Source organism: Bacillus gaemokensis (genome assembly GCF_001590835.1).
Lineage (GTDB): Bacteria > Bacillota > Bacilli > Bacillales > Bacillaceae_G > Bacillus_A > Bacillus_A gaemokensis.
Genome location: NZ_LTAQ01000001.1, coordinates 342,828 through 364,100, shown reverse-complemented (window position 1 = coordinate 364,100; position 21,273 = coordinate 342,828). Strand labels below are relative to the sequence as shown.

The following is a 21,273-nucleotide window of genomic DNA, read 5'->3' as shown; positions in this document are numbered from 1 at the left end:
GTAAGAAGGGATAAAGTTTATGTTAATTCGTTTTAAAAAAAGTTATGAAAAGATTGCAATGGGGCTTCTTTCTTTTATGCCAACTGAAAAAGATGTGAAAACATTACAATTGACAATGAAGGAATATGATACAAAAGATAATTGGCAATTGTATTTGTGGAAACAAAATGATGACTTTGTTGGGATAATTGGGATTATTAAAAAAGAAGAAAATGTATTAGAGGTTCAACATCTTAGTGTGAATCCATCTCATCGTTACATGGGAATTGGAACGATGATGGTTCAAGAACTGAAAAATAAATTTCAAGGAATTGCAATTTGTGGAAATGAACAAACTGCTAGTTTTTGTGAAAAGTGTAAGGAATTCGAAGAGAATATACATTTATGAAAGCAGAGATAGAAATCGTGTCATCTCTGCTTTCTTTTTTTTAGTTGTTCGTTTCGTTCGAATATTACATCACTTCTGTTGCGTAAAGTATGTTTATGGACAATATATTCATTGGGGAAGGATTGCGCGTTTTTCCAAGAGAGACCTCTTTCGGTACATAATTTTATGCATGTGTTTTCTAAAGATATGTCCAAAATGGGTAAAAATATAGGTGTGAAAGATTCTTTTATTTGAATAGATTGCAGTTGTTTTTTTAGTAAAGATAAAAGTTCTTGATAATCTAGTCCCAATTTATACACGGAGTCCTGTTCTTTTTCTAAAATAGTAATTGCGCTTTTCATCATTTTTGCTGCACCATTCCAATTCAATCGTCTTTGGTGGTATAATGAAACGGCAATTTGAATAAAACCAACCCAGTAGTTATCACGCATTCCTCGTGGCTTTAATTTCCAATATTCTTCTAACACTTCATGACATTCAAAATAATCGTAGTCTCCGTGAAAATGAGTTAAAAATTGTATGTATGCTGTAGGATACATCCTGCTCGCTCCTGTCTAAACGGTTTTATGTACAGTGTATCATAAAGTGAAATGGTGATGAGTGGGGAGAGTATCAACTTCTTTGTTACTTGCTAAAAAGTGATGTAGAAATACAATTGTTAGTACGATATATATAATAAACGACTAGATTTCTCTAGTCGTTTACTACAATACGCATTAGCAGAAGCAAGCAGCTCCTACAATAATTAATAAAATAAATAGTACAACAAGTAACGCGAAACCGCCGTTAAAACCACAATCAACATGGCCCATAGTTTTTTAACCTCCTACATTGTACTTACTACACTGCTATCATATGAAGGGGTGGGCATTGTTGCATGGGTAAGTGTCTATTTTTAATTAAATTTCTCAAAAAGGTTGGATAGAACATAAGTATGCTCTATACTTATGTTGTTATAGAAAAAATGTGGTGGGATGCTTTGTGCAATATAATTTTAAGGTAGAGGCTTTTGAAGGGCCTTTAGATCTATTGTTACATTTAATTCATCGTTATGAAATTGATATATATAATATTCCTGTAGCGGAAATTACAGAGCAGTATTTATCCTATATTCATACGATGAAAGATTTGCAGTTGGATGTTGCAAGTGAATACTTGGTGATGGCTGCAACGCTATTACAAATTAAAAGTAAGATGCTGTTACCGAAGCAGGAGGAAGATATACCTGATAATGGGGAAGATTTTATAGATGATCCTCGTCAAGAATTGATGGAGCGGTTAATTGAATATAAAAAATATAAGCAAGTTGCTACTGAGTTAAAAGAGAGAGAACAGGAAAGAGCTCAGCTCTATACACGTCCACCGATCGATTTTACATCGTTTCAGCAAGAAGAAGAGACAAACTTACCTCTGGATGTCACACTCTATGATATGTTAGCAGCGTTCCAAAAGCTCATACGTCGTAAAAAATCAAAGCGTCCAGTAACAACGCGGATTACTCGACAAGAAATACCGATTGAACAGCGGATGACTGATATTTTAAAACAGTTGGAAACAGTAGGCGGTCGTCAAAGTTTTTATGATTTATTTGCTGATGAAGAACGTGAAGTAATGGTTGTAACATTTTTAGCTATACTTGAATTAATGAAAAACCAACAGATTGTTATCGAGCAAGAACAAAACTTTGATGAAATCTTTTTGTCGCGTTCTAAATAAGTAATAAGGTATAGAGCAGAAGTGTGAGGAAATAGGAGTATGGTGATTAGTGAAAGCTTTCTATTAGTTGAGCGTAGCTGACTAGTGGAAGTTTCACTTTATCCTGCTATGCATAGGTGGTTATCTCACCCTCTGGTTAAAATTTCACTTTACCATTTGGAACAATAAAAGGGATGTTAGACCGGGCACAGTATGCTGTGATTCGGTTTTTGTTGTGGATATTTTTCGAATGAAAATATGAGAAAGGAGATCGTACGTTGAATAGAAAAGAACAGATGGCGATTATTGAAGGGCTTTTATTTGTTGCGGGAGATGAAGGGATTTATCCAGAACAAATTGCAAAAGTACTTGAAGTTGAAGTGAAAGATGTAATTAAAATGATTGAAGAAATGCAAAAAGAATGGGAAGGGCTGCAGCGAGGATTGCAAATTGTACAATTTGCAAAAGTGTATCGCCTTGCTACAAAGAAGGAACACGCGCTATATTATCAAAAGTTAATGGATACACCAACAGCCGCTTCTCTCTCTCAGGCAGCTCTTGAAACATTAGCGATTGTTGCATATCGTCAACCAATTACAAGAAGTGAAATGGAAGAGATTCGTGGTGTGAAAACGGACAGGGCATTGCAAACACTGGTATCACATTTGCTTATCAAAGAAACTGGTAGAGCAGAAGGCCCGGGACGTCCCATTTTGTACGGCACAACAAAAGAGTTTTTAGATACGTTTGGATTACAGACATTAGATGATCTACCAGCTCTTTCTGAAGAAAATGAAGAAATGAATGAGGCAGATCTATTCTTTGGCTCATTGCAGGAATTATCTAAATAAAAGCTTAGCATTTTGCTAAGCTTTTTTTGTATATGAAATACATAGCGAGTCATACTAAATGAAAAAAAGGAGACGGGTTATGAAGAGGGTACGGATTATTCTGTTGTTAGTTTCTGTTTTATTATGTTGTTCATTAAACAGCACATCTGTCAAAAGATATATGACGTCTATTCATACTGCGTCTTCTTTATATATGCAACGTCCACATCTTGGGAAAATGAAAGTTAGCTTTTTGAAAGTAGGACAAGGGGATGCTTCGCTTATTATTTTCCCAAATGGCAAAACAATGTTGATTGATGGAGGGCCTTATGAAGCGGGTGAAGTAATTATTCAAAAATTAATTCAAAAGGGAATTAACCATTTAGATGTTGTAGTAGGAACTCATCCTGATATGGATCATATAGGTGGTCTTATTCCAATTATAGAACAAATGCCAGTATCACTCGTATTAGATAGTGGGAAAACATATAGCTCTTTTACGTATCATACGTATAGAAGAAATATTAAAAAGAGGGGGATTCCGTTTATTCGTGTTAAACAAGGTCAACATATCCCATTGGATCCGCATGTTTCAATTCAAGTGTTGAATAATGGGAAATCAAAAGATGAAAATAATGAGTCCTCCATTGTTTTAAAGGTGCGATATGGTAAGGCTGATTTTTTGTTAATGGGAGATGCTGACGTACAAACGGAGAAAAAAATAATAAACGATTATGATGTACATGCAGATGTATTAAAAGTTGGGCATCATGGTTCCTACACCTCAACTAGTGAAACCTTTTTGACAAAGGTAGGACCTCAATTTGCTATTCTTTCTTATGGGAATAAAAACCCATATGGGCATCCACACCAAAGTGTAGTAAAAAGATTAAAGCGATATGGTGTAATGATATATGCAACAGATAAACAAACGATAGAGATTGAGACGGATGGTGAGCATATTGCAATGTTGCCTAATTCGCCATACCCACTGTTAAAGTAAAAAGGAGTATATGTTCATACAATGAATAAGGAATCGTTACCAAAATTCATAAAAGGTGAACTGTCTTCTTTTGGAAAAAATGAATAATATATATTATAATTAGAGAAGAAATGTAAATTTCCTTTTTTACTAAACAAAGAGGAAATTTATTTATAATGTATAGACAACTACTCGTGTATATATTAAGATGGGGTTAGGCAAATAGGTAATAATAACAAGTAGGTATTTTAGGGGAAAGGATCGATGAAAATGAAAACGCAAGTTGTCATCAATGCCAACATTTATACAGGTCAAGAAGTAATGGAAAGTGGATTTATTCGTTACGCAGAAAAAATTGAAGAAATTGGTTTGATGGCTCAATATGTATCACAAGAAAATGAAACTGTTTTTGATGCAGAAGGAAAGATTGTGATTCCAGGTATGATCGATGTTCATATTCATGGTGGATACGATATTGATGCGATGGATGCAAATAGCGATGGTTTAGTAACCCTTGGTAAAGAAATGTTAAAAGAAGGGGTTACAACTTACTTCCCAACAACAATGACGCAAGCTCCAGAAGCAATTGAAGCAGCTTTACATGCTGCAAAAGAAGCGAAAGAAAAAGGAGCACATTTTGAATATATTCATTTAGAAGGACCGTATGTTTCAAAAAAACGTGCAGGAGCACAACCACTTGAGCATATCGTTCCTGCGAATATTGAACAATTTAAGCAATGGCAAGAAGCAAGTGGTAATTTAATTAAATTAGTAACGTATGCACCAGAAGAAGAAGGTGCAGAAGCGTTTGAACAGTATCTGGCTGAGACTGGTGTTGTTGGCACAATCGGGCATACTGATGCGATTGATGCTGACCTCAAAAACAGAAACATTACACATGCTACACACTTATACAATCAAATGCGTGGTTTACATCACCGTGAGCCAGGGGTTGTGGGTCATGTTTTACTAAACCCAGATGTAATGGTTGAAGTAATTACTGATGGTATTCACATTCATCCAGATATGGTGAAATTAGCATATAAATTAAAAGGGCCTAAAAAAGTAAGTGTCATTACTGACGCAATGCGTGCAAAAGGTCTAGAAGATGGATTATATGAACTTGGCGGACAGCCTGTACATGTAAAAGATGGTAGTGCACGATTAGAAGATGGAACGTTAGCTGGTAGTATTTTGAAAATGGACCAAGCATTTCGTAATGTAATTGAATTTACAGGATGTTCTGTTGAAGAGGCTGTACTTATGACGTCAGTTAACCAAGCAGAAGAGTTTGGACTAACAAATAAAGGGGCATTAGTAGCAGGGAAAGATGCTGATTTTGTTGTTATGACTGAAGATTTACATGTATATGATACAGTTCGATTAGGAATTCATATGAAGGAAGGGAAGTAAATAGATGAATATTCTTGTTGTAAAAACTCCAGAAGAATTAGCTGAGGCAGGCTATAAATTAATTGAAGAAGTTGTAAAATCAAAAGAAAATCCAACGTTAGGAATGGCTACAGGAAGCTCTCCACTTGGTATTTATGCAGAAATGCGAAAAAATAAACTTGATACAAGCCGTGTAACCACTGTAAACTTAGATGAGTACGTAAATTTACCACATGAAGATAAAAACAGCTATCATTACTTTATGCAAGAACAGTTGTTTAATCATCTTCCTTTCAAAGAAACTTATGTACCAAATGGGATGGCAAGTGATTTGGAAGAGGAATGCAAGCGTTATGAAAGCATTCTAGCAGCTAACCCAGTTGACTTACAGATTCTTGGAATCGGTGAAAACGGTCACATCGGATTTAACGAGCCAGGAACAGCATTTAATTCTCCAACTAATATTGTAGAATTAACAGAGTCTACGCGCCAAGCGAACCTTCGCTTCTTCGAAAACGAAGAAGATGTACCAACTCATGCAATTACAATGGGTATTGGAAGCATTATGAAAGCGAAACGAATTCTCCTTGTTGCTATGGGTCCGAAAAAGGCAGAAGCAATCAAAGAATTATTACAAGGTGAATTTAGCGAAGCGTGTCCTGCTACAGTGCTGCAACGTCATCCGAATGTAACCGTAATTGCTGATCAAGAAGCTCTATCTTTATGCAGTGAGGCGATTGCTGATGAACATCGACAAGTATTCACCATTTCCGATCTATTATCAGATTCAAGAGTGGGTGAAACAGCTAATTGAGGACGGTGAATGGAAGCCGGGAGATAAAATTCCATCTGAGAATGAACTTTGTGATAAGTTCGAAGTAAGTCGCATGACAATCAGACAGGCAATTAATAACTTAGTGGAACAGGGGTATTTGTATCGAAAACGCGGAATTGGAACGTTTGTTCAACTTCCGAAAGTGGAGCAGAAGCTGCAAGGAATGACCGGATTTACAGAGGATATGCTTTCTCGTGGTATGAAACCGAGCAGTCAATTATTAAGCTTCCGCCTAGTTCCCGCTACTGCTCAAATAGCAGACCGGCTTAGAATTCAAGAGGGGGAATCGGTTTATGAAGTGAGGCGTATACGCTTAGCTGATGATGAACCGATTGCTTTTGAGACGACGTATTTGTCGCTAACTCTTGTGAAAGATATTAACGAAGAAATTCTGCAACAATCTTTATACGAACATTTAGAGAAAAAGTTGGGCTTTAAGCTTGTTCGTGCTACCCAAGCAATTGAAGCTTCAATTGCAACGGATGATGAAGCGGAGCATCTGCATATTCCTAAAAAAGCACCTGTGCTTGTAATGCGACAATGGTCATATGCAGAAGGTGAACTACCGTTAGAATACGTGAAATGTATTTATCGTGGTGACCGTTATAAGTTTATTACGAGTATTTCACGAAATAAGTAATATACTTTATTTTGTGAAATGCAGTAAACGTTTCATTCATTTCGTATGTAAAGGAAAAATACGACTCATCCTTATAAGGAGTGAGTCGTATTTTTATTATAGGCTAGCACATATTCTACAGCGTCTTTAACAGAGTTTACGACATCATGTGCATGTTTTTTGACTGCTTCGTCTGCTTGTACCATAGCAAAACTATGAGGAGTTAAATGAAACATTGGAATATCATTGTAAGAATCACCGACACAAGCAATTTCTTCAGGTTTTATTTGGAATTCTTGTAATAAAACAGAAATAGCAGATCCTTTGCTAATATCTGGAGGCATGACATCCAAGCATTGTTCAGCTGAAATAAAAGTACTCACTTTTCCACTAAACTTCGTATCAATTTTTTTCTGAAGTACTTGTAGGTCTTCTTTTGTTCCCCCGACAGAAATTTTATTTGGGAAAATTGTATCATCAATTTTTTGTAGCAAATTAGGTTCTTCTACTGAGGTCATCATTACTTGTTTTTCAAGTTCATGGATAAAAGGTGTTTTTTCTTCAATGTAATAATTATGTTCATCACTTACATAACGAAAATATGGTTCTTCTTTTGTTATAGCTAATAAGTCAGGTAAAATATTGGAATCAAATGTTGCTGATAAGAGCTGTTTATTTTCATGTGTATATACAAAGACACCGTTCACGCTGATGCGGTGAAAATGTGTTCCAACCTCTTTCATCAAATCAGCAATTTCATTATCAAGCCTACCGGAGGCAAAACATAGAATCACATTTTGCTTCGCAAGACTGCGAAGTGCTGCAATATCTTGCTGATCAATCACACCTCTATGTTGCATCATTGTACCATCAATATCGCTTACAAACATTTTAATCATGTTGCTCTCTCCTTTCTATGTACATTTGTTCTTACATTATACGCATCTTGTACAATCATGTCTAAAAAAGGACATTTTTAAAAATGGTAGATGTTTTGCATTGACGAAAAAGATGGATGTTCTGTAACATAAAAGCAGAATGTCAAGTACCGAGGGTGGTGTTATATGAATAATTATCTAGAAATTAAAAAAGTTTTAAATAATAATGTCATCATTGCTGCTCATCCGGAACATAAGGAAGTAGTAGTGATTGGTAAAGGGATTGGATTTGGCAAAAAGGCGAAAGATGTACTAGAGGCAAAACAAATTGAAAAAATGTTTGTTTTAAAAAATGAACGTGACCGTGAACAATATAAGCTATTAGTTCCACATGTAAGTGAAAAGTTAATTGAACTTATGAATGACATTATGCTGTATATTCAAGAAAAAGCCGAGTCACCATTAAATGAACATATTCATATTGCCCTAACAGACCATATTTCTTTCGCAATTAAACGATTGAAACAAGGATTTACAGTAGATAATCCTTTTTTAGTGGAAACAAAAATGTTGTACCCAGAAGAATATAAAATTGCTGAAGGTGTCGTACAGCTCCTTAATTCCCGTTTGCAAATTATATTACCGGAAGGGGAAATTGGTTTTATTGCACTCCATATTTATAGTTCGTTAACAAACTCTGATCTATCTTCTGTTAATCAAAACTCCCGTCTTATTGCACAGCTCGTTTCTTTAATTGAAACAAATCTACATCTTACACTAGATCAAGAAAGCATTCATTATTTACGTCTTATTCGTCATTTACAATATGCAATCGAGCGGGTGAAAAATGGTGAGAAGGTAGAAGAGTCTCAAGGTTTTGCTGAGTTGTTAAAAAAAGAGTATCCAATTTGTTATAATCTAGCATGGAAGCTTGTGAAAGTAATGCAAAAAGAATTACAGCTTCCTGTATATGAAGCGGAAAGCATTTATTTAACGATGCATTTGCAAAGATTAGTAAAAGCAGAACAGGTATAGAATCGCTTTGTTTTTGTCTAAAATGAAAACGTTAAAAAAAATGATTGAATCGCTTACAATTGTTTTGTATAATAAGTCATGCAAAGTTATACAAAATTCGACAAGCGACGAAAACGTTTGCTTTAAAATAGTGAACTTATATGTAAACCTATTTTTGACACGTGTTACTGATTCGATCAGGCATGAGTGGAGAAAAGCCAGGAATGTAAGCTAGAGAAAGGGACATACTACCCTTTGTATAGCTATCGTTCTATCTTTTTTTCCTCATGCCTTTTTGGCGTTTGTCGAAAAGTATCAATATAGATAAGAGAGGAAGGGTTTCCATGTTTAAGAAGATCTTTGGTGTTCTTCAAAAAGTCGGAAAAGCGCTTATGCTTCCAGTAGCGATTTTACCGGCAGCAGGTATTTTACTTGGATTTGGTAACGCATTTCAAAATGAACAGCTAACAAGTTTAATTCCTGCTTTAAAAGCAGATTGGTTTGTAATGGTTGCAAAAATCATGGAACAATCTGGTGATATTATTTTCGCAAACCTTGCGCTATTATTCGCAGTGGGGGTAGCGATTGGCCTAGCTGGTGGAGACGGAGTAGCTGGATTAGCAGCATTCGTTGGTTATTTAATTATGAACAAGACAATGAGTGTGTTCTTGGAAGTAGATAAGCTAGTAAAAGTAACAAGTACTGGTTCAGATCCAGTTAAAATTGGTTTTACGGATCCAGCTTACGCAAATGTATTAGGGATTCCAACGTTACAAACAGGAGTATTTGGTGGTATTATTGTCGGGATATTAGCGGCATATTGTTATAATAAATACTTCAATATTGAATTACCATCATACTTAGGTTTCTTTGCAGGCAAGCGTTTCGTACCAATCGCAACTGCAACATTCTCTTTACTTTTAGGGATTTTAATGTGTTTCGTTTGGCCGTACATTCAAAGTGGTTTAAATACTTTCTCACATCAAATGATTGATGCAAATAAAACTTTAGCTGCACTTGTATTCGGTTTAATTGAGCGTTCATTAATTCCATTTGGATTACATCACATTTTCTATTCACCATTCTGGTTTGAATTCGGTCAGTATACAAATGCAGCTGGCGAGTTAATCCGCGGTGACCAAAAAATCTTTATGGCACAGTTAAAAGACGGCGTAGAATTAACAGCTGGTACATTTACAACAGGTAAGTATCCGTTCATGATGTTCGGTCTTCCAGCAGCTGCGTTAGCGATGTATCATGAAGCACGTCCAGAAAATAAAAAATTAGCAGCTGGTATTTTAGGGTCTGCTGCGTTAACATCTTTCTTAACAGGTATTACAGAACCACTTGAATTTTCATTCTTATTCGTAGCACCAGTGTTATTCGGAATACATGCTGTATTCGCTGGTCTATCATTTATGACTATGCACATTTTAGGTGTTAAAATTGGGATGACATTCTCTGGTGGTTTAATTGACTTTATGTTATTTGGTGTCTTACCTGGCCGTACACCATGGTGGTGGGTAATTGTTGTAGGTCTTGTACTGGCAGTTATTTACTACTTCGGATTCCGCTTTGCAATTCGTAAATGGAATTTAAAAACACCTGGTCGTGAAGTAACAACAGATACTGATGGCGCTGGGAAAACAGAAGCAGGTGAACTTCCACGTGAAGTGCTAGTAGCACTTGGTGGTAAAGAAAATATTGCTTCTTTAGATGCTTGTATTACACGTTTACGTGTTCAAGTAAACGAACAAAAAAATGTAAACAAAGATCGTCTAAAAGAACTTGGGGCAGCGGGAGTACTTGAAGTTGGAAATAACATTCAAGCTATTTTTGGACCGAAATCTGACACGTTAAAATCACAAATTCATGATATTATGTCAGGGCGTGCGCCTCATGTTGAAAAAGAGGAGCCTGTAAAAGTAGAAGAAACAGTGCAAAAAACAGATATAAATGAAACAATTGTATCTCCAATCGAAGGAAAACTTTTACCAATTACAGAAGTACCTGATCAAGTATTTTCAGGAAAAATGATGGGTGATGGATTTGCAATTGAACCAACAGAAGGAACAGTAGTATCCCCAGTTGATGGTGAAATTGTCAATGTATTCCCAACAAAACATGCAATTGGAATTCAATCTGAAGGCGGAAAAGAAATTTTAATTCACTTTGGTATTGATACTGTAAAATTAAATGGTGAAGGTTTTGAAGCGCTTGTTGCACAAGGCGATAAAGTGAAGCAAGGGCAACCATTATTAAAAGTAGATCTTGCATTTGTAAAAGAAAATGCACCATCTATTATTACACCAATTATTTTTACAAATTTAGGGCAAGGGCAACAAGTTAAATTGAAAAAAGATGGAAATGTCAAGAAAGGTGAAACAGCTATTATTGACATTCAGTAGGAAATTGACGCAAAATGTTTATAATTATAATAGGCGATGTGGTTGACCGAACATCGCCTATTATATACAATAGATGATGTAGTACTCACGTCTATACAACTAAAAAAATACTGTATTTAAAGGAGATAAATTATTATGGAAAAAATCTTTAAAGTAACTAGCGATTCAGGAATTCATGCTCGTCCAGCAACTCTACTTGTAAACACTGCAAGTAAATTCGGTGCTGACATTAACTTAGAGTATAACGGTAAGAACGTTAACTTAAAATCAATCATGGGCGTTATGTCTTTAGGTATTCAACAAGGCGCGGAAATTAAAATCACTGCAAATGGTGATGATGCAGCTCAAGCACTAGCAGCTATCGAAGAAACTATGAAAAACGAAGGATTAGGAGAATAATGACTCTTAATATTCAAGGGATCGCTGCATCAAGTGGGATTGCTATTGCAAAGGCTTTCAGACTTGAAAATCCTGAATTTAACATTGAAAAGAAAACGATTACGAATGAAGCTGCAGAAATTGCACGCTTAGACGCTGCGCTTGAGAAAGCAAAATCTGAACTAGAAGCTATTAAGGACCATGCTTTTGCTGAGCTAGGTGCTGATAAAGCTGCTATCTTTGAAGCACATTTATTAGTATTGAATGATCCAGAACTAGTAAATCCAGTAAAAGATAAAGTAAATAACGAAAAAGTAAATGCTGAATTTGCAATGGACGAAGTTGCAACAATGTTCATTACTATGTTTGAAAACATGGATAATGAATATATGAAAGAACGTGCAGCGGATATTCGCGACGTAACCAAACGCGTTCTTGCACATTTACTAGAAATTAACTTCTCAAATCCAGGTACAATTTCTGAAGAAGTAATCATTATTGCTGAAGATTTAACACCATCTGATACGGCACAATTAAACCGCAAATATGCAAAAGGTTTTACAACTGATATCGGTGGACGTACATCTCACTCTGCAATTATGGCTCGCTCTATGGAAATTCCAGCTGTTGTTGGTACAAAAGTTGTTATGGAGAAAATCCAAAACGGCGATATGGTAATCATCGATGGTTTAGATGGAGAAGTAATTGTAAATCCATCTGAAGAAACTCTTCGTACTTTTGAGGAAAAGAAAGCAAAATTTGAAGAGCAAAAAGCTGAATGGGCAAAATTAAAAGACCAAGAAACTGTAACAAGCGATGGACATCACGTTGAGCTTGTTGCAAATATCGGAACACCAAATGATGTACAAGGTATTATCGATAATGGTGGAGAAGGCGTTGGTTTATACCGTACAGAATTCTTATACATGGGCCGTGACAATCTTCCGACAGAAGAAGAACAGTTCGAAGCGTATAAAGCAGTTCTTGAAGGTGTAAAAGAAGGTCAACCAGTTGTTGTTCGTACACTTGACATTGGTGGAGATAAAGAGCTTCCATACTTACATTTACCAAAAGAAATGAACCCATTCTTAGGTTACCGTGCGATTCGCTTATGTCTTGAAGAACAAGATGTGTTCCGTACACAACTTCGTGCATTACTTCGTGCTAGCGTATATGGTAATTTAAAAATTATGTTCCCAATGATTGCAACTCTTGATGAATTCCGTCAAGCAAAAGCAATTTTATTAGAAGAGAAAGAAAGACTTGTTCAAGCTGGTACAACTGTTTCTAGCGATATTGAAGTGGGTATGATGGTTGAAATCCCTGCTTCAGCGGTATTAGCAGATCAGTTTGCTAAAGAAGTTGATTTCTTCTCTATCGGAACAAATGATTTAATCCAATACACAATGGCTGCAGACCGTATGAATGAGCGTGTATCTTACTTATACCAACCATATAACCCATCAATTTTACGTCTTGTAAAAATGGTTATCGATGCTGCTCATAAAGAAGGCAAATGGGCTGGTATGTGTGGTGAGATGGCAGGAGATTCACTTGCAATCCCATTACTACTTGGATTAGGATTAGATGAATTTAGTATGAGTGCAACATCTATTCTTCCTGCAAGAACACAACTAAGCAAGTTGTCAAAAGCACAAATGGAAGAGTTAGCACAAAAAGCATTAACAATGTCAACTACTGAAGAAGTTGTTGAATTAGTTAAAAGCATCTAATAAAAAAGAAAACCTGAGCCGATTTGAAATCGGTCTCAGGTTTTTTTGTGCAAGTGTAATTTTTCTAATCTAATAAAGACGAAAGTCTTAAACTGCAATCGCAATTATATCCTCTGGGCAAACGCGTAATAACCCTCTAAATTTGTCTTTATGCCAATTTTCATCTTCATCATCCCAATCGTGTTTATGGTCTTGATTGGAGAAGAGAGCTACCCCACAGGAAAATCCCTCAAATATTACATCACGGAACGTACCATGATCTTTAATTTTTAGAAGAGAAATTTTTGTTCCAATTGAAATATTAAACAGGACATTACATAGTGATTTTTTGTTAAAATCATCTTTTCGGAAATCATCTTTTCGGAAATCATCTTTTTTACAATCATTGTCGAAGTGACAACCTCTAAAGTCGTCACGGCATCCAAAAGATCCAAACATAATTCTCATCACCCCCTTCACACTTATAATGTATGTAAGTTACACATGGAGTGATTGGACAGAGCGTGGAATTTTTACTGGGATATTTTCTTATTTTAAATGACTAGGTAGGTGTTTGTTACCTTATGCTATATGGATAGGGCAAACACCATAAGTAAGAGAGAAAGTAAAACTTTTATTCCGCTATTTGTGGGCAGTAATACTCTCACCTCAAAATTCGGCGGAAGCAAAGAAGTTAGGTGGGAGATAAACTGCCTACAAGTGTGGTCATTTCTGCTGATGTTTTATCAAGGTATGTATTTCGATACGATGTAGCATATGATTGGGAAATTGCCCTAAATGACATCGTCCTTGATACAGTATTGTTAAAAGAAGACCATTTAAGCGAATTCGCTAAGAAACACGCTCAATTTGATGGGTATTCTCATTATCCGCAACCGCCATCAAAAAATGATACACAAACGCAATCCGAATACCATCGAGAACTGCTTAAAATGGAACGTAGGGAAAAGTACATTGATGGACTCCACGTTCAGGTTGCTTACACCACTATTTCCCACTTTTGGTTTATTAAACAACTCGTAAAGGCTTCTGAATGGCGTTTTGTAGCTGATGATGATAAATCACTAATCAACTCCATCCACCGTGTTTTCTCGCAAAAAGTTCGCCGTACAGATGGGCACCATTTTTATGTCAAACGGACAAAACAAAACCCCGAAAAAGAGCCTATGAGGAGTTTCAAGAGGTAAAAGCGAATTTATTGGAATAGGGTTCAGTAAGAGATATTGGAACTACCTCTTTACGCAAATTAGCAAATCTGTATCTTAAAGAATTATTTGAAACTCACAAATTCCATAAAGTCGTATCAAATGGGACAAGTTCTCATAACGAATATGCGGATAATCGAATCGAACATCCTTTAGCTACTCTAGATAGAGGATTTCGGTCAGTGGATTGCACAACAGATGTATCTTTTCTCGAACCGAAGGATATTGCATCACTCATTGTAAATGTGAATGATAATGCCACGAACACTTTCATTCAACATATTAGGAGAAGGTTATCCATTTTAGAAAGACCGCTGACAACGGCTTGTGGTGATGGAAAAAGCTATATTTATTCTAATTTCAATCCTAAATATGCTTGAGTGACTTTGACCATCCTTCAGACTTATTACAATTTCTGTTTGGTATATAAGACAAAGGAAGGAAAGCAAGAAGTCATTGGTACTCCTGCATAGCGGTTAGGTATCGTTAAAAAGGTTTTTGACATAAAGGATATAAAAAAATTGGTAATTTATGTTATAATGTTATAAAAGTTTCGGAGGGGAAAATGATGAAAGGAAATAAAAAGGAGATACAAACAAACGACAAAGCGATTAGTTATACACATATAGAAATGGGTTCCAAGACGATTTGCTTTATGTTTTCAGGTTCAGGTTACAATTACGATAAACCCCTATTTTATTATGCAACTATGACAATGCTTCAAAATAAAATTGATATTGTTCATATCCATTACAACTATGATGAACATGTATTTAAAAAATCTCTTGAAGAAATATCAAAAACAATGATGGATGATGTAAATCCAGTCATATTGGATGTTCTTAAAAATGGTCAATACAATGAAACGATTTTTTTAGGTAAATCACTCGGAACTATACCAATCGCTAATGACCTAATGAAAAGAGATGACTTTTTAAAGTCAAAAATGATTTTACTCACCCCTCTGATAAAGTTTGATTCGATTTTTGATTCAATCTTGGATAGTGAACATCAAGGGTTTTTAGTTATTGGAGACAAAGACCCTCATTTCAATTCAAATCAAATCGAGCAATTAAGTAAATCAAATTTTAAAATAGAGGTTATCCAAAATGCAAACCATTCCTTGGATATTGGAGAATTCGAAACAACAAATTCAATTTTAGCTTTATCAAGGGTACTGGAAAAACTCCAAGAAACCGTTAGGACAAATTAGTGATAAACTGATATTATCAAAAGTTCACCAATTTAGGTGTTAATTTAATTGCTAAAATAAATGCAAAAGAGGTGCTAATTGCACCTCTTTTTAAATGGTTATTTATAATTTTGTACTTCAAATCCGAACCCGTTAAGAAATTAGGTAGGGGTTTTATTATCTGTAAAAGTCTGGTTGGTGAGGGCTAAATAAAGTTTTGATTTGTCAGTAGGTGACCTGTATCTCCTATTGATAATTAGCTTTCAGGAATCATAGCTTTATGGGAGGTTGTTCGCCAGATATACTGTAGATTTTTTGGGATTTTGTATGAAGGAGAAAATAGAAAAGACCACCTTCATTTATAAAAAGGTAGCCTTTACGCTTTTTTATTTTTATATAAAACGATTATATACACTGGAAGAGCTAAAAGTAATGGTGCGATAGGTCGTGAGGTATGTAATCCGTCTTCTACTTGGAATGCTTTTTCTTTTGAAAATTGTAGTATTGCAATATTTGTGGCATCACCAATAAAGTATAGAAGCAGTACAGTTACGGCGTAGCTTAAAAATGCAATAAAGCTTCCATATGAATTCAATGAAAATCCCTCTCTTGTTATCTATTTGTCACTATTGTATCATAATTGTAACAAAAAAACACCCCTATATTTCAAATGTGGAACAAAGTTCGACATAATATGTCATCTTAAGATGTGGATAAGAGGATATCAAAGTTGGGATTACAATGTTATGTCGATTTTTATATAGGAATATTACAAGAAGATGACATGAAAAAACGAAGGACACTGGCCTTCGTTTTAATTTGTTATTCATAGTCAGTAATTGTTTCACTTCAAAACTTAGTGAAAGAAAAGCAGATAGGCAATTTTCTAGACTGACTAAAGGTTCATGTTATCTTATTTTGCCCATTCAGCTACTTGTTCTACAGTCATGCGTGGCGCAGGATGGCCTTTTAGTGTAGCTTCACCAATTGTAATTAGCATAATTGGTACATAACGAGAAGAAACATTAAATTCTTCCATTAATGCTTGAGGGTTAAATCCACCAATCGCACAAGTATCCCAACCAGTTGCCTTTGCTGCAAGCATAAGTTGCATTGCGGCTAAAGATGCATTAGAGAATGCTGCATCTCGTGGATATTGTTCACGGTTGTATGCAGATTCAATATTTTGTGCTAAACGTTCTTTCGCTTCCTCTTTCATAAATCCTTGTTCAACAATTGGACCATAAACAGGTGAAACGTTTTTATATGCCTCTAAATCACCTAGAATAGCGACTACTGCAGAAGCATCAAGAATTTGTTGTTGATTATAAGCAATAGGATGTAAGCGACTTTGTACATCTTCACCTTGGAAAATAAGAAATTTCCAATGTTGTAAGTTCCAAGCTGACGGTGCTTGGGCAGCTGCTTTTAAAATTTCCTGTAGTTCCTCGTTTGAAATTTCTTTTTCTGGATTGAATGCACGAGTAGATGTACGCTCATATAAAACGCTAAAAAAATCTTTTGTTGTCATCATATTTCCTCCAAATTACTGTCAAATATAAAATATAATAAATCACTTACTTACATTTTGTAAGTTTTTACTGTAAAAGAATATAATATCTCTATTTTGATTGTCAAGTTTTTGAGAATAGAATAAATGAGGGCATTCGTACAAACGCTATTATTCGTGTAGTCATACAATAAAAAGATGATTCGTAGATTAAGAATGGAGAAAGTAAGGCTCCTGTCAGTGGGAGAGTTCTTCACTCCTGCTGATAGAAGCCCTCACAAATCGGGTTCTTTTGATGAAAATCCCTTATAAACAAGATGGTGAGGAATTCAGTAGAACAGGATATATGAAGTGAGTGAAGACCAGTGGTGAACATATTGCATTTTTTATTAGAGAATACGATTTTTCAAAATGTATTACAAGATCTTCAGGTAAATGTACTTTATATAGAAGAAGGATGTAAGCATCAGCATATGATTGCGAATGTACATCCAAAATGTATGTTTGTAGCCAGTAGTTTTGAAGAAGGTGAAAAACTGTTTGAAAAAGTGCGACCACAAATTGTAATTATTTATGTGTCAAAACGTAAACAAGTAGAGTATATAAAACACATATATAATTCACAGAGCTCTTTTATTATTATTTGGGATCAGCCAGTGACAACCAAGTTTGTAGAGATGCTCAAAATTGGAATACGGAATATTATTATCCCCCCAGTTACTCCGCAAGTTGTGCTAGAAGAGGTGAATAAGTGCCTCTATCAATTATCATTATTACAGCAAGTACGTATGCAACAAGAGCTTCTCCAAATGATGTTTGATTTTCAAAATGATTTATTATTTATTGTAGAGGATGATGAAATCGTCGACTGTAATACAAACTTTTTGAGTTTTTTTGGATATGAGAATTTACTTTTATATCATGAACATCACATGGTATTTGCGGAACATTTTATTCAAAAACAGGGATATTATGCGACAAATCATGATGTAACTTGGCTGGATGATTCTTTATCGCAAGCTAGAAAAATAAAAATGTACAATTATGAAGGAGACGAATTTGTTTTTTTACTACGTGCGGCACCTTTACCAGAAGATTTATCTAGGTTTATTGTTAAGTGTACAGATATTACAGAATTAGATGAACTATATCAAGAACAAGAACGGCTTGCCACAATTGATTCTCTAACTGAAGTATATAACCGTTTGAAATTTCAACAAATTTTAGATGAAAGATTGGAAAAGGAGCAGCGAATAGATCAAACAATCGCACTTATTCTTTTGGATATAGATGATTTTAAAAAAGTGAATGACACATACGGTCATGATTTTGGTGATTTAGCATTAATTCAATTAGCGGAACTTATAAAATCTAAAATTGCACCTGAACATATTTTTGCACGTTGGGGTGGAGAGGAATTTATTATATTAGTGACAGATACAACGGAAAAAGAGGTTTTTCAAGTTGCAGAATCGCTACGTTTTTTTATTGAAACAAAACAGTTCTCTGGAATTTCAAAGCTAACCGCAAGTTTCGGGGTTGCATTATATGAACAAAGAATTACAAAAGATGAATTAGTACAGCGAGCTGATATTGCTTTATATGAGGCGAAAAAAAATGGGAAAAACCAAGTTCGTATATATAGGAAAGAAAAAATGTAACTTTTTCGCAACAAAGTGTTGCGATTTTTTTTTGTTGCTTGATAATAGAAAGAGGGGACATTTATAACGAAGTCACCGTGGAGGTTTTTGAATGATAAAAAAATTAATTATTATGGTTTTGATTTGTTTTATAGCATGTGGAAGTGTGTATTACTTTTTTTATACGCCGGAAAAACAAGAAGTGTTGACTTCGAAGGTGACACCTTCTGTTGACTCAGAATTACAGAATAAATTGGAAGAACCAGAAGAGCCGCTAATTGATTATGCGAGTGTAGCGCAAAAATTAGATCAATATTTAAAAGACAAAGAGTTTAATGGGACTGTGCTTGTTACGGATAAGGATCATATTGTGCTGAATAAGGGTTATGGGTATGCAGACGTTCAAAACAAAATTGAAAATACACCCCAAACAAAATATCGCATCGGTTCAATTACTAAAACTGTTGTGGCAACATCCATTTTGCAGTTACAAGAACAGGGAAGTTTAAATGTTCAGGACAATGTGAATAAATATATTCCTTCATTTCCAGCAGATAAAAATATTACACTATACCATCTGTTAACTCACACTTCTGGTTTACCGGAGGGTGGAAAAGGAAAAGTGAATGCTGCACGACGTTTAAACTTAGTAAATTGGATTGGAAGCCAGCCTTTAGAATTTCCAGCAGGAACTGGCTGGAGATATACTGACTATAATTATATGGTGTTGGCTTATATTATAGAAAACATATCTAAAAAGCCGTTAGGAGAGTATATAAAGGAAAATATATTTGCGAGAGCTAAAATGCATGAATCAGGTATGGGGAATGCGGTACCAGGAGAACACCATCTTGCTAAAGGGTATAAAAAGAAAGATAATGTCCTTGTCCTAGCACCAAAATTAGGAATGGAATGGTTATATGGTTGTGGCGAGATGTATACTACTGTTGGAGATATGAGAAAATTAGATGAAGCGATTATAAATGGAAAACTTTTTTCGCCGCAAAGTATACATATGATGTTTACACCTTCAGCAGGGCGGAAATATGCATTTAGTTTCTATATATCTCCTGATTATTTTCATAATCATGGTGTACTTGCTGGCTGGAATACATTTAATAATTTTAATAAAGATAAAGGCACGTTTGTTATTTTATTTTCAAATGTGAAAAATAGTATGGATAATGACTTTAATAAAGAATTCCGTAAGATGGTAAGTGATTTATTAGAGCAAAGGGGATGAGTAGATGAAGCATAAAATTTCATCAATTGGGTTTATCGGTACAGGTGTTATGGGGAAAAGTATGGTACACCACTTATTAAAAGGGGGCTATACAGTATATGTGTATAATCGTACGAAAGAAAAGGCGGCTTCTCTATTAAATGAAGGGGCAAATTGGTGTGATACACCAAAAAAAATGGTGGAAAATGTAGATGTTGTTATGACGATGGTAGGTTACCCGCATGATGTAGAAGAAATTTATTTTGGAGTAGAAGGAATTTTAGAACATGCAAGTGAGGGGACAATTGCAATTGACTTTACAACCTCTACACCGACGCTAGCGAAACGTATACATGAGGTTGGAAGAGAAAAAGGAATACATACGTTAGATGCTCCAGTATCAGGCGGGGATATCGGAGCAAAAGAAGGGCGACTTGCCATTATGATTGGTGGAGAGCAAGAAGTATATGAAGCTTGCATTCCTTTATTTGAGAAACTTGGAGAGAATATTCAGTTACAAGGACCAGCAGGAAGTGGACAACATACCAAAATGTGTAATCAAATTGCGATAGCATCTAATATGATAGGTGTTTGTGAAGCGGTAGCATATGCGAAGAAAGCAGGGTTAAACCCAGATAACGTACTACAGAGTATTTCAACTGGAGCTGCTGGTAGTTGGTCATTAAGCAATTTAGCTCCGCGAATGTTAAAAGAAGACTTTGCACCAGGCTTTTATGTAAAACATTTTATGAAAGATATGAAGATTGCGTTAGAGGAAGCGGAAAAGTTAAAACTACCTGTACCTGGATTAGCTTTAGCGAAGAATTTATATGACGAGTTAATAGAAGCCGGAGAAGAGGATAGCGGGACACAAGTGTTGTATAAAAAGTATATAAGGGGGAAAGAATGATGAATTTAGAAAAATTTGATGGAATGATCGATGCTGTTCAACGAGCAACTTGTATGCCAATTAATGATAAGCAACGAGCGGCATTTCAGCAAAAGTATGACTTTGAGCCGACATTTGAATATGGACGGGATGAGACGGGACATTATGTTATTCGTACATCAAAGAAAATGCTAGAAGAAATGGAATTTTATTTAGCGTTAAAATATGATCGCGAAGGCATTGATCTCTATATGCATGCTGAAATTGAAGGGATATGCTATGTTTCGGTTAGCTATGGAGAAGATGCACTTCATTTACAGGAACTATTTCAGTTTTTGGAAGATAATAAATAAAAAGTCCTCATGTGAGAGGACTTTTTTTATTTTGTGTAAAAGACTTGCCGAAAAAATGGGAAGCTAATTTTGCTAAAGGTAGGCGGTATTAAGGTAGATGTAGTATGAGG

General features: G+C 35.3%; 24 protein-coding genes. 18 read left to right on the top strand and 6 right to left on the bottom strand.

The genetic code is table 11. The annotated features are described in order from the left end of the window. Window positions 1-19 precede the first annotated feature (19 nt). Window positions 20-388: a GNAT family N-acetyltransferase gene (locus tag AZF08_RS01875; protein WP_033672340.1), complete on the top strand. Its 369-nt coding sequence runs from the start codon at window positions 20-22 to the stop codon at window positions 386-388. 20 nt (window positions 389-408) lie between these two features. On the opposite strand, the gene AZF08_RS01870 is transcribed toward AZF08_RS01875, so the two are convergent. Together AZF08_RS01870 and AZF08_RS01865 are read right to left on the bottom strand one after the other, a co-directional pair. Then, window positions 409-927 (bottom strand): DUF309 domain-containing protein, encoded by a 519-nt coding sequence (locus tag AZF08_RS01870; protein ID WP_033672339.1) that lies wholly within the window; start codon window positions 925-927, stop codon window positions 409-411. Between the two features lie 177 nt (window positions 928-1,104). Then, window positions 1,105-1,200 (bottom strand): YjcZ family sporulation protein, encoded by a 96-nt coding sequence (locus tag AZF08_RS01865; RefSeq protein ID WP_000510192.1) that lies wholly within the window; start codon window positions 1,198-1,200, stop codon window positions 1,105-1,107. Window positions 1,201-1,369: 169 nt separating this feature from the next. Between AZF08_RS01865 and AZF08_RS01860 the strand changes: the two genes are divergently transcribed. From AZF08_RS01860 to phnF, 6 genes are all read left to right on the top strand, one after another. Continuing rightward, window positions 1,370-2,104 (top strand): segregation/condensation protein A, encoded by a 735-nt coding sequence (locus AZF08_RS01860; protein ID WP_033672338.1) that lies wholly within the window; start codon window positions 1,370-1,372, stop codon window positions 2,102-2,104. Window positions 2,105-2,361: 257 nt separating this feature from the next. After that, window positions 2,362-2,934 carry an SMC-Scp complex subunit ScpB gene (scpB, locus tag AZF08_RS01855; protein ID WP_033672337.1) on the top strand — a complete coding sequence of 191 codons (573 nt, stop codon included), beginning with the start codon at window positions 2,362-2,364 and terminating at the stop codon, window positions 2,932-2,934. A 79-nt stretch (window positions 2,935-3,013) separates the two neighbouring features. Next, the gene (locus AZF08_RS01850) at window positions 3,014-3,916 is read left to right on the top strand and encodes a ComEC/Rec2 family competence protein (RefSeq protein ID WP_033672336.1); all 903 of its coding nucleotides are present in this window, start codon (window positions 3,014-3,016) and stop codon (window positions 3,914-3,916) included. Between the two features lie 249 nt (window positions 3,917-4,165). After that, window positions 4,166-5,308: an N-acetylglucosamine-6-phosphate deacetylase gene (gene nagA, locus AZF08_RS01845; protein WP_033672881.1), complete on the top strand. Its 1,143-nt coding sequence runs from the start codon at window positions 4,166-4,168 to the stop codon at window positions 5,306-5,308. 4 nt (window positions 5,309-5,312) lie between these two features. Continuing rightward, window positions 5,313-6,101 (top strand): glucosamine-6-phosphate deaminase, encoded by a 789-nt coding sequence (nagB, locus tag AZF08_RS01840; protein ID WP_033672335.1) that lies wholly within the window; start codon window positions 5,313-5,315, stop codon window positions 6,099-6,101. After that, a complete protein-coding gene (gene phnF, locus AZF08_RS01835) occupies window positions 6,031-6,762 on the top strand; it encodes a phosphonate metabolism transcriptional regulator PhnF (protein WP_082245966.1) in 732 nt (243 codons plus the stop codon). Before nagB ends, phnF begins: the two co-directional genes overlap by 71 nt. Before the next feature lie 71 nt (window positions 6,763-6,833). On the opposite strand, the gene AZF08_RS01830 is transcribed toward phnF, so the two are convergent. Then, entirely contained in the window at window positions 6,834-7,640 is an 807-nt protein-coding gene (locus AZF08_RS01830; RefSeq protein WP_033672333.1) for a Cof-type HAD-IIB family hydrolase, read from the bottom strand. A 165-nt stretch (window positions 7,641-7,805) separates the two neighbouring features. Between AZF08_RS01830 and glcT the strand changes: the two genes are divergently transcribed. From glcT to ptsP, 4 genes are all read left to right on the top strand, one after another. Beyond that, window positions 7,806-8,654 (top strand): glucose PTS transporter transcription antiterminator GlcT, encoded by an 849-nt coding sequence (gene glcT, locus AZF08_RS01825; protein WP_033672332.1) that lies wholly within the window; start codon window positions 7,806-7,808, stop codon window positions 8,652-8,654. A gap of 323 nt (window positions 8,655-8,977) precedes the next feature. Beyond that, window positions 8,978-11,041: a PTS glucose transporter subunit IIABC gene (gene ptsG, locus AZF08_RS01820; protein WP_033672331.1), complete on the top strand. Its 2,064-nt coding sequence runs from the start codon at window positions 8,978-8,980 to the stop codon at window positions 11,039-11,041. Window positions 11,042-11,176: 135 nt separating this feature from the next. After that, window positions 11,177-11,440 carry a phosphocarrier protein HPr gene (ptsH, locus tag AZF08_RS01815; protein ID WP_000411078.1) on the top strand — a complete coding sequence of 88 codons (264 nt, stop codon included), beginning with the start codon at window positions 11,177-11,179 and terminating at the stop codon, window positions 11,438-11,440. Then, on the top strand, window positions 11,440-13,152 hold the full coding sequence (ptsP, locus tag AZF08_RS01810) for a phosphoenolpyruvate--protein phosphotransferase (RefSeq protein WP_033672330.1): 1,713 nt from the start codon (window positions 11,440-11,442) through the stop codon (window positions 13,150-13,152). Before ptsH ends, ptsP begins: the two co-directional genes overlap by 1 nt. An 87-nt stretch (window positions 13,153-13,239) precedes the next feature. Here ptsP and AZF08_RS01805 read toward each other — a convergent pair whose 3' ends face one another. Then, window positions 13,240-13,590 carry a DUF3915 family protein gene (locus AZF08_RS01805; RefSeq protein ID WP_033672329.1) on the bottom strand — a complete coding sequence of 117 codons (351 nt, stop codon included), beginning with the start codon at window positions 13,588-13,590 and terminating at the stop codon, window positions 13,240-13,242. 239 nt (window positions 13,591-13,829) lie between these two features. Here AZF08_RS01805 and AZF08_RS30660 point away from each other — a divergent pair, with 239 nt between their 5' ends. The 3 genes from AZF08_RS30660 (at window position 13,830) to AZF08_RS01790 (ending at window position 15,570) form a co-directional block, all read left to right on the top strand. After that, the gene (locus AZF08_RS30660; RefSeq protein WP_051725615.1) at window positions 13,830-14,339 is read left to right on the top strand and encodes a hypothetical protein; all 510 of its coding nucleotides are present in this window, start codon (window positions 13,830-13,832) and stop codon (window positions 14,337-14,339) included. Window positions 14,340-14,539: 200 nt separating this feature from the next. After that, entirely contained in the window at window positions 14,540-14,737 is a 198-nt protein-coding gene (locus tag AZF08_RS30655; RefSeq protein WP_051725613.1) for a hypothetical protein, read from the top strand. A 188-nt stretch (window positions 14,738-14,925) separates the two neighbouring features. Continuing rightward, window positions 14,926-15,570 carry a hypothetical protein gene (locus AZF08_RS01790; protein ID WP_033672328.1) on the top strand — a complete coding sequence of 215 codons (645 nt, stop codon included), beginning with the start codon at window positions 14,926-14,928 and terminating at the stop codon, window positions 15,568-15,570. 355 nt (window positions 15,571-15,925) lie between these two features. Here AZF08_RS01790 and AZF08_RS01785 read toward each other — a convergent pair whose 3' ends face one another. Together AZF08_RS01785 and AZF08_RS01780 are read right to left on the bottom strand one after the other, a co-directional pair. Then, complete coding sequence (locus AZF08_RS01785) at window positions 15,926-16,144, bottom strand: hypothetical protein (RefSeq protein WP_033672327.1); 219 nt, start codon at window positions 16,142-16,144, stop codon at window positions 15,926-15,928. Window positions 16,145-16,462: 318 nt separating this feature from the next. Beyond that, window positions 16,463-17,080, bottom strand: coding sequence for a nitroreductase family protein (locus AZF08_RS01780; RefSeq protein ID WP_033672326.1), 618 nt, complete (start codon window positions 17,078-17,080; stop codon window positions 16,463-16,465). Window positions 17,081-17,427: 347 nt separating this feature from the next. Between AZF08_RS01780 and AZF08_RS01775 the strand changes: the two genes are divergently transcribed. The 4 genes from AZF08_RS01775 (at window position 17,428) to AZF08_RS01760 (ending at window position 21,163) form a co-directional block, all read left to right on the top strand. Further along, window positions 17,428-18,720, top strand: coding sequence for a sensor domain-containing diguanylate cyclase (locus tag AZF08_RS01775; RefSeq protein WP_033672880.1), 1,293 nt, complete (start codon window positions 17,428-17,430; stop codon window positions 18,718-18,720). 91 nt (window positions 18,721-18,811) lie between these two features. Then, entirely contained in the window at window positions 18,812-19,942 is a 1,131-nt protein-coding gene (locus tag AZF08_RS01770) for a serine hydrolase domain-containing protein (RefSeq protein WP_033672325.1), read from the top strand. 4 nt (window positions 19,943-19,946) lie between these two features. Further along, window positions 19,947-20,831, top strand: a complete 885-nt coding sequence (locus AZF08_RS01765; RefSeq protein ID WP_033672324.1) for an NAD(P)-dependent oxidoreductase — start codon at window positions 19,947-19,949, stop codon at window positions 20,829-20,831. Next, window positions 20,831-21,163 (top strand): DUF3909 family protein, encoded by a 333-nt coding sequence (locus tag AZF08_RS01760; protein WP_033672323.1) that lies wholly within the window; start codon window positions 20,831-20,833, stop codon window positions 21,161-21,163. Before AZF08_RS01765 ends, AZF08_RS01760 begins: the two co-directional genes overlap by 1 nt. Window positions 21,164-21,273: the final 110 nt, after the last annotated feature.

Excerpts from the sequence above, each read along its gene's own strand:
- AZF08_RS01875 (WP_033672340.1), top strand. The coding sequence starts at position 20 with ATGTTAATTCGTTTTAAAAAAAGTTATGAAAAGATTGCAATGGGGCTT.
- AZF08_RS01870 (WP_033672339.1), bottom strand. The coding sequence starts at position 927 with ATGTATCCTACAGCATACATACAATTTTTAACTCATTTTCACGGAGAC.
- AZF08_RS01865 (WP_000510192.1), bottom strand. The coding sequence starts at position 1,200 with ATGGGCCATGTTGATTGTGGTTTTAACGGCGGTTTCGCGTTACTTGTT.
- AZF08_RS01850 (WP_033672336.1), top strand. The coding sequence starts at position 3,014 with ATGAAGAGGGTACGGATTATTCTGTTGTTAGTTTCTGTTTTATTATGT.
- nagA (WP_033672881.1), top strand. The coding sequence starts at position 4,166 with ATGAAAACGCAAGTTGTCATCAATGCCAACATTTATACAGGTCAAGAA.
- nagB (WP_033672335.1), top strand. The coding sequence starts at position 5,313 with ATGAATATTCTTGTTGTAAAAACTCCAGAAGAATTAGCTGAGGCAGGC.
- phnF (WP_082245966.1), top strand. The coding sequence starts at position 6,031 with ATGAACATCGACAAGTATTCACCATTTCCGATCTATTATCAGATTCAA.
- AZF08_RS01830 (WP_033672333.1), bottom strand. The coding sequence starts at position 7,640 with ATGATTAAAATGTTTGTAAGCGATATTGATGGTACAATGATGCAACAT.
- glcT (WP_033672332.1), top strand. The coding sequence starts at position 7,806 with ATGAATAATTATCTAGAAATTAAAAAAGTTTTAAATAATAATGTCATC.
- ptsG (WP_033672331.1), top strand. The coding sequence starts at position 8,978 with ATGTTTAAGAAGATCTTTGGTGTTCTTCAAAAAGTCGGAAAAGCGCTT.
- ptsH (WP_000411078.1), top strand. The coding sequence starts at position 11,177 with ATGGAAAAAATCTTTAAAGTAACTAGCGATTCAGGAATTCATGCTCGT.
- ptsP (WP_033672330.1), top strand. The coding sequence starts at position 11,440 with ATGACTCTTAATATTCAAGGGATCGCTGCATCAAGTGGGATTGCTATT.
- AZF08_RS01805 (WP_033672329.1), bottom strand. The coding sequence starts at position 13,590 with ATGTTTGGATCTTTTGGATGCCGTGACGACTTTAGAGGTTGTCACTTC.
- AZF08_RS01790 (WP_033672328.1), top strand. The coding sequence starts at position 14,926 with ATGAAAGGAAATAAAAAGGAGATACAAACAAACGACAAAGCGATTAGT.
- AZF08_RS01780 (WP_033672326.1), bottom strand. The coding sequence starts at position 17,080 with ATGACAACAAAAGATTTTTTTAGCGTTTTATATGAGCGTACATCTACT.
- AZF08_RS01770 (WP_033672325.1), top strand. The coding sequence starts at position 18,812 with ATGATAAAAAAATTAATTATTATGGTTTTGATTTGTTTTATAGCATGT.
- AZF08_RS01765 (WP_033672324.1), top strand. The coding sequence starts at position 19,947 with ATGAAGCATAAAATTTCATCAATTGGGTTTATCGGTACAGGTGTTATG.
- AZF08_RS01760 (WP_033672323.1), top strand. The coding sequence starts at position 20,831 with ATGAATTTAGAAAAATTTGATGGAATGATCGATGCTGTTCAACGAGCA.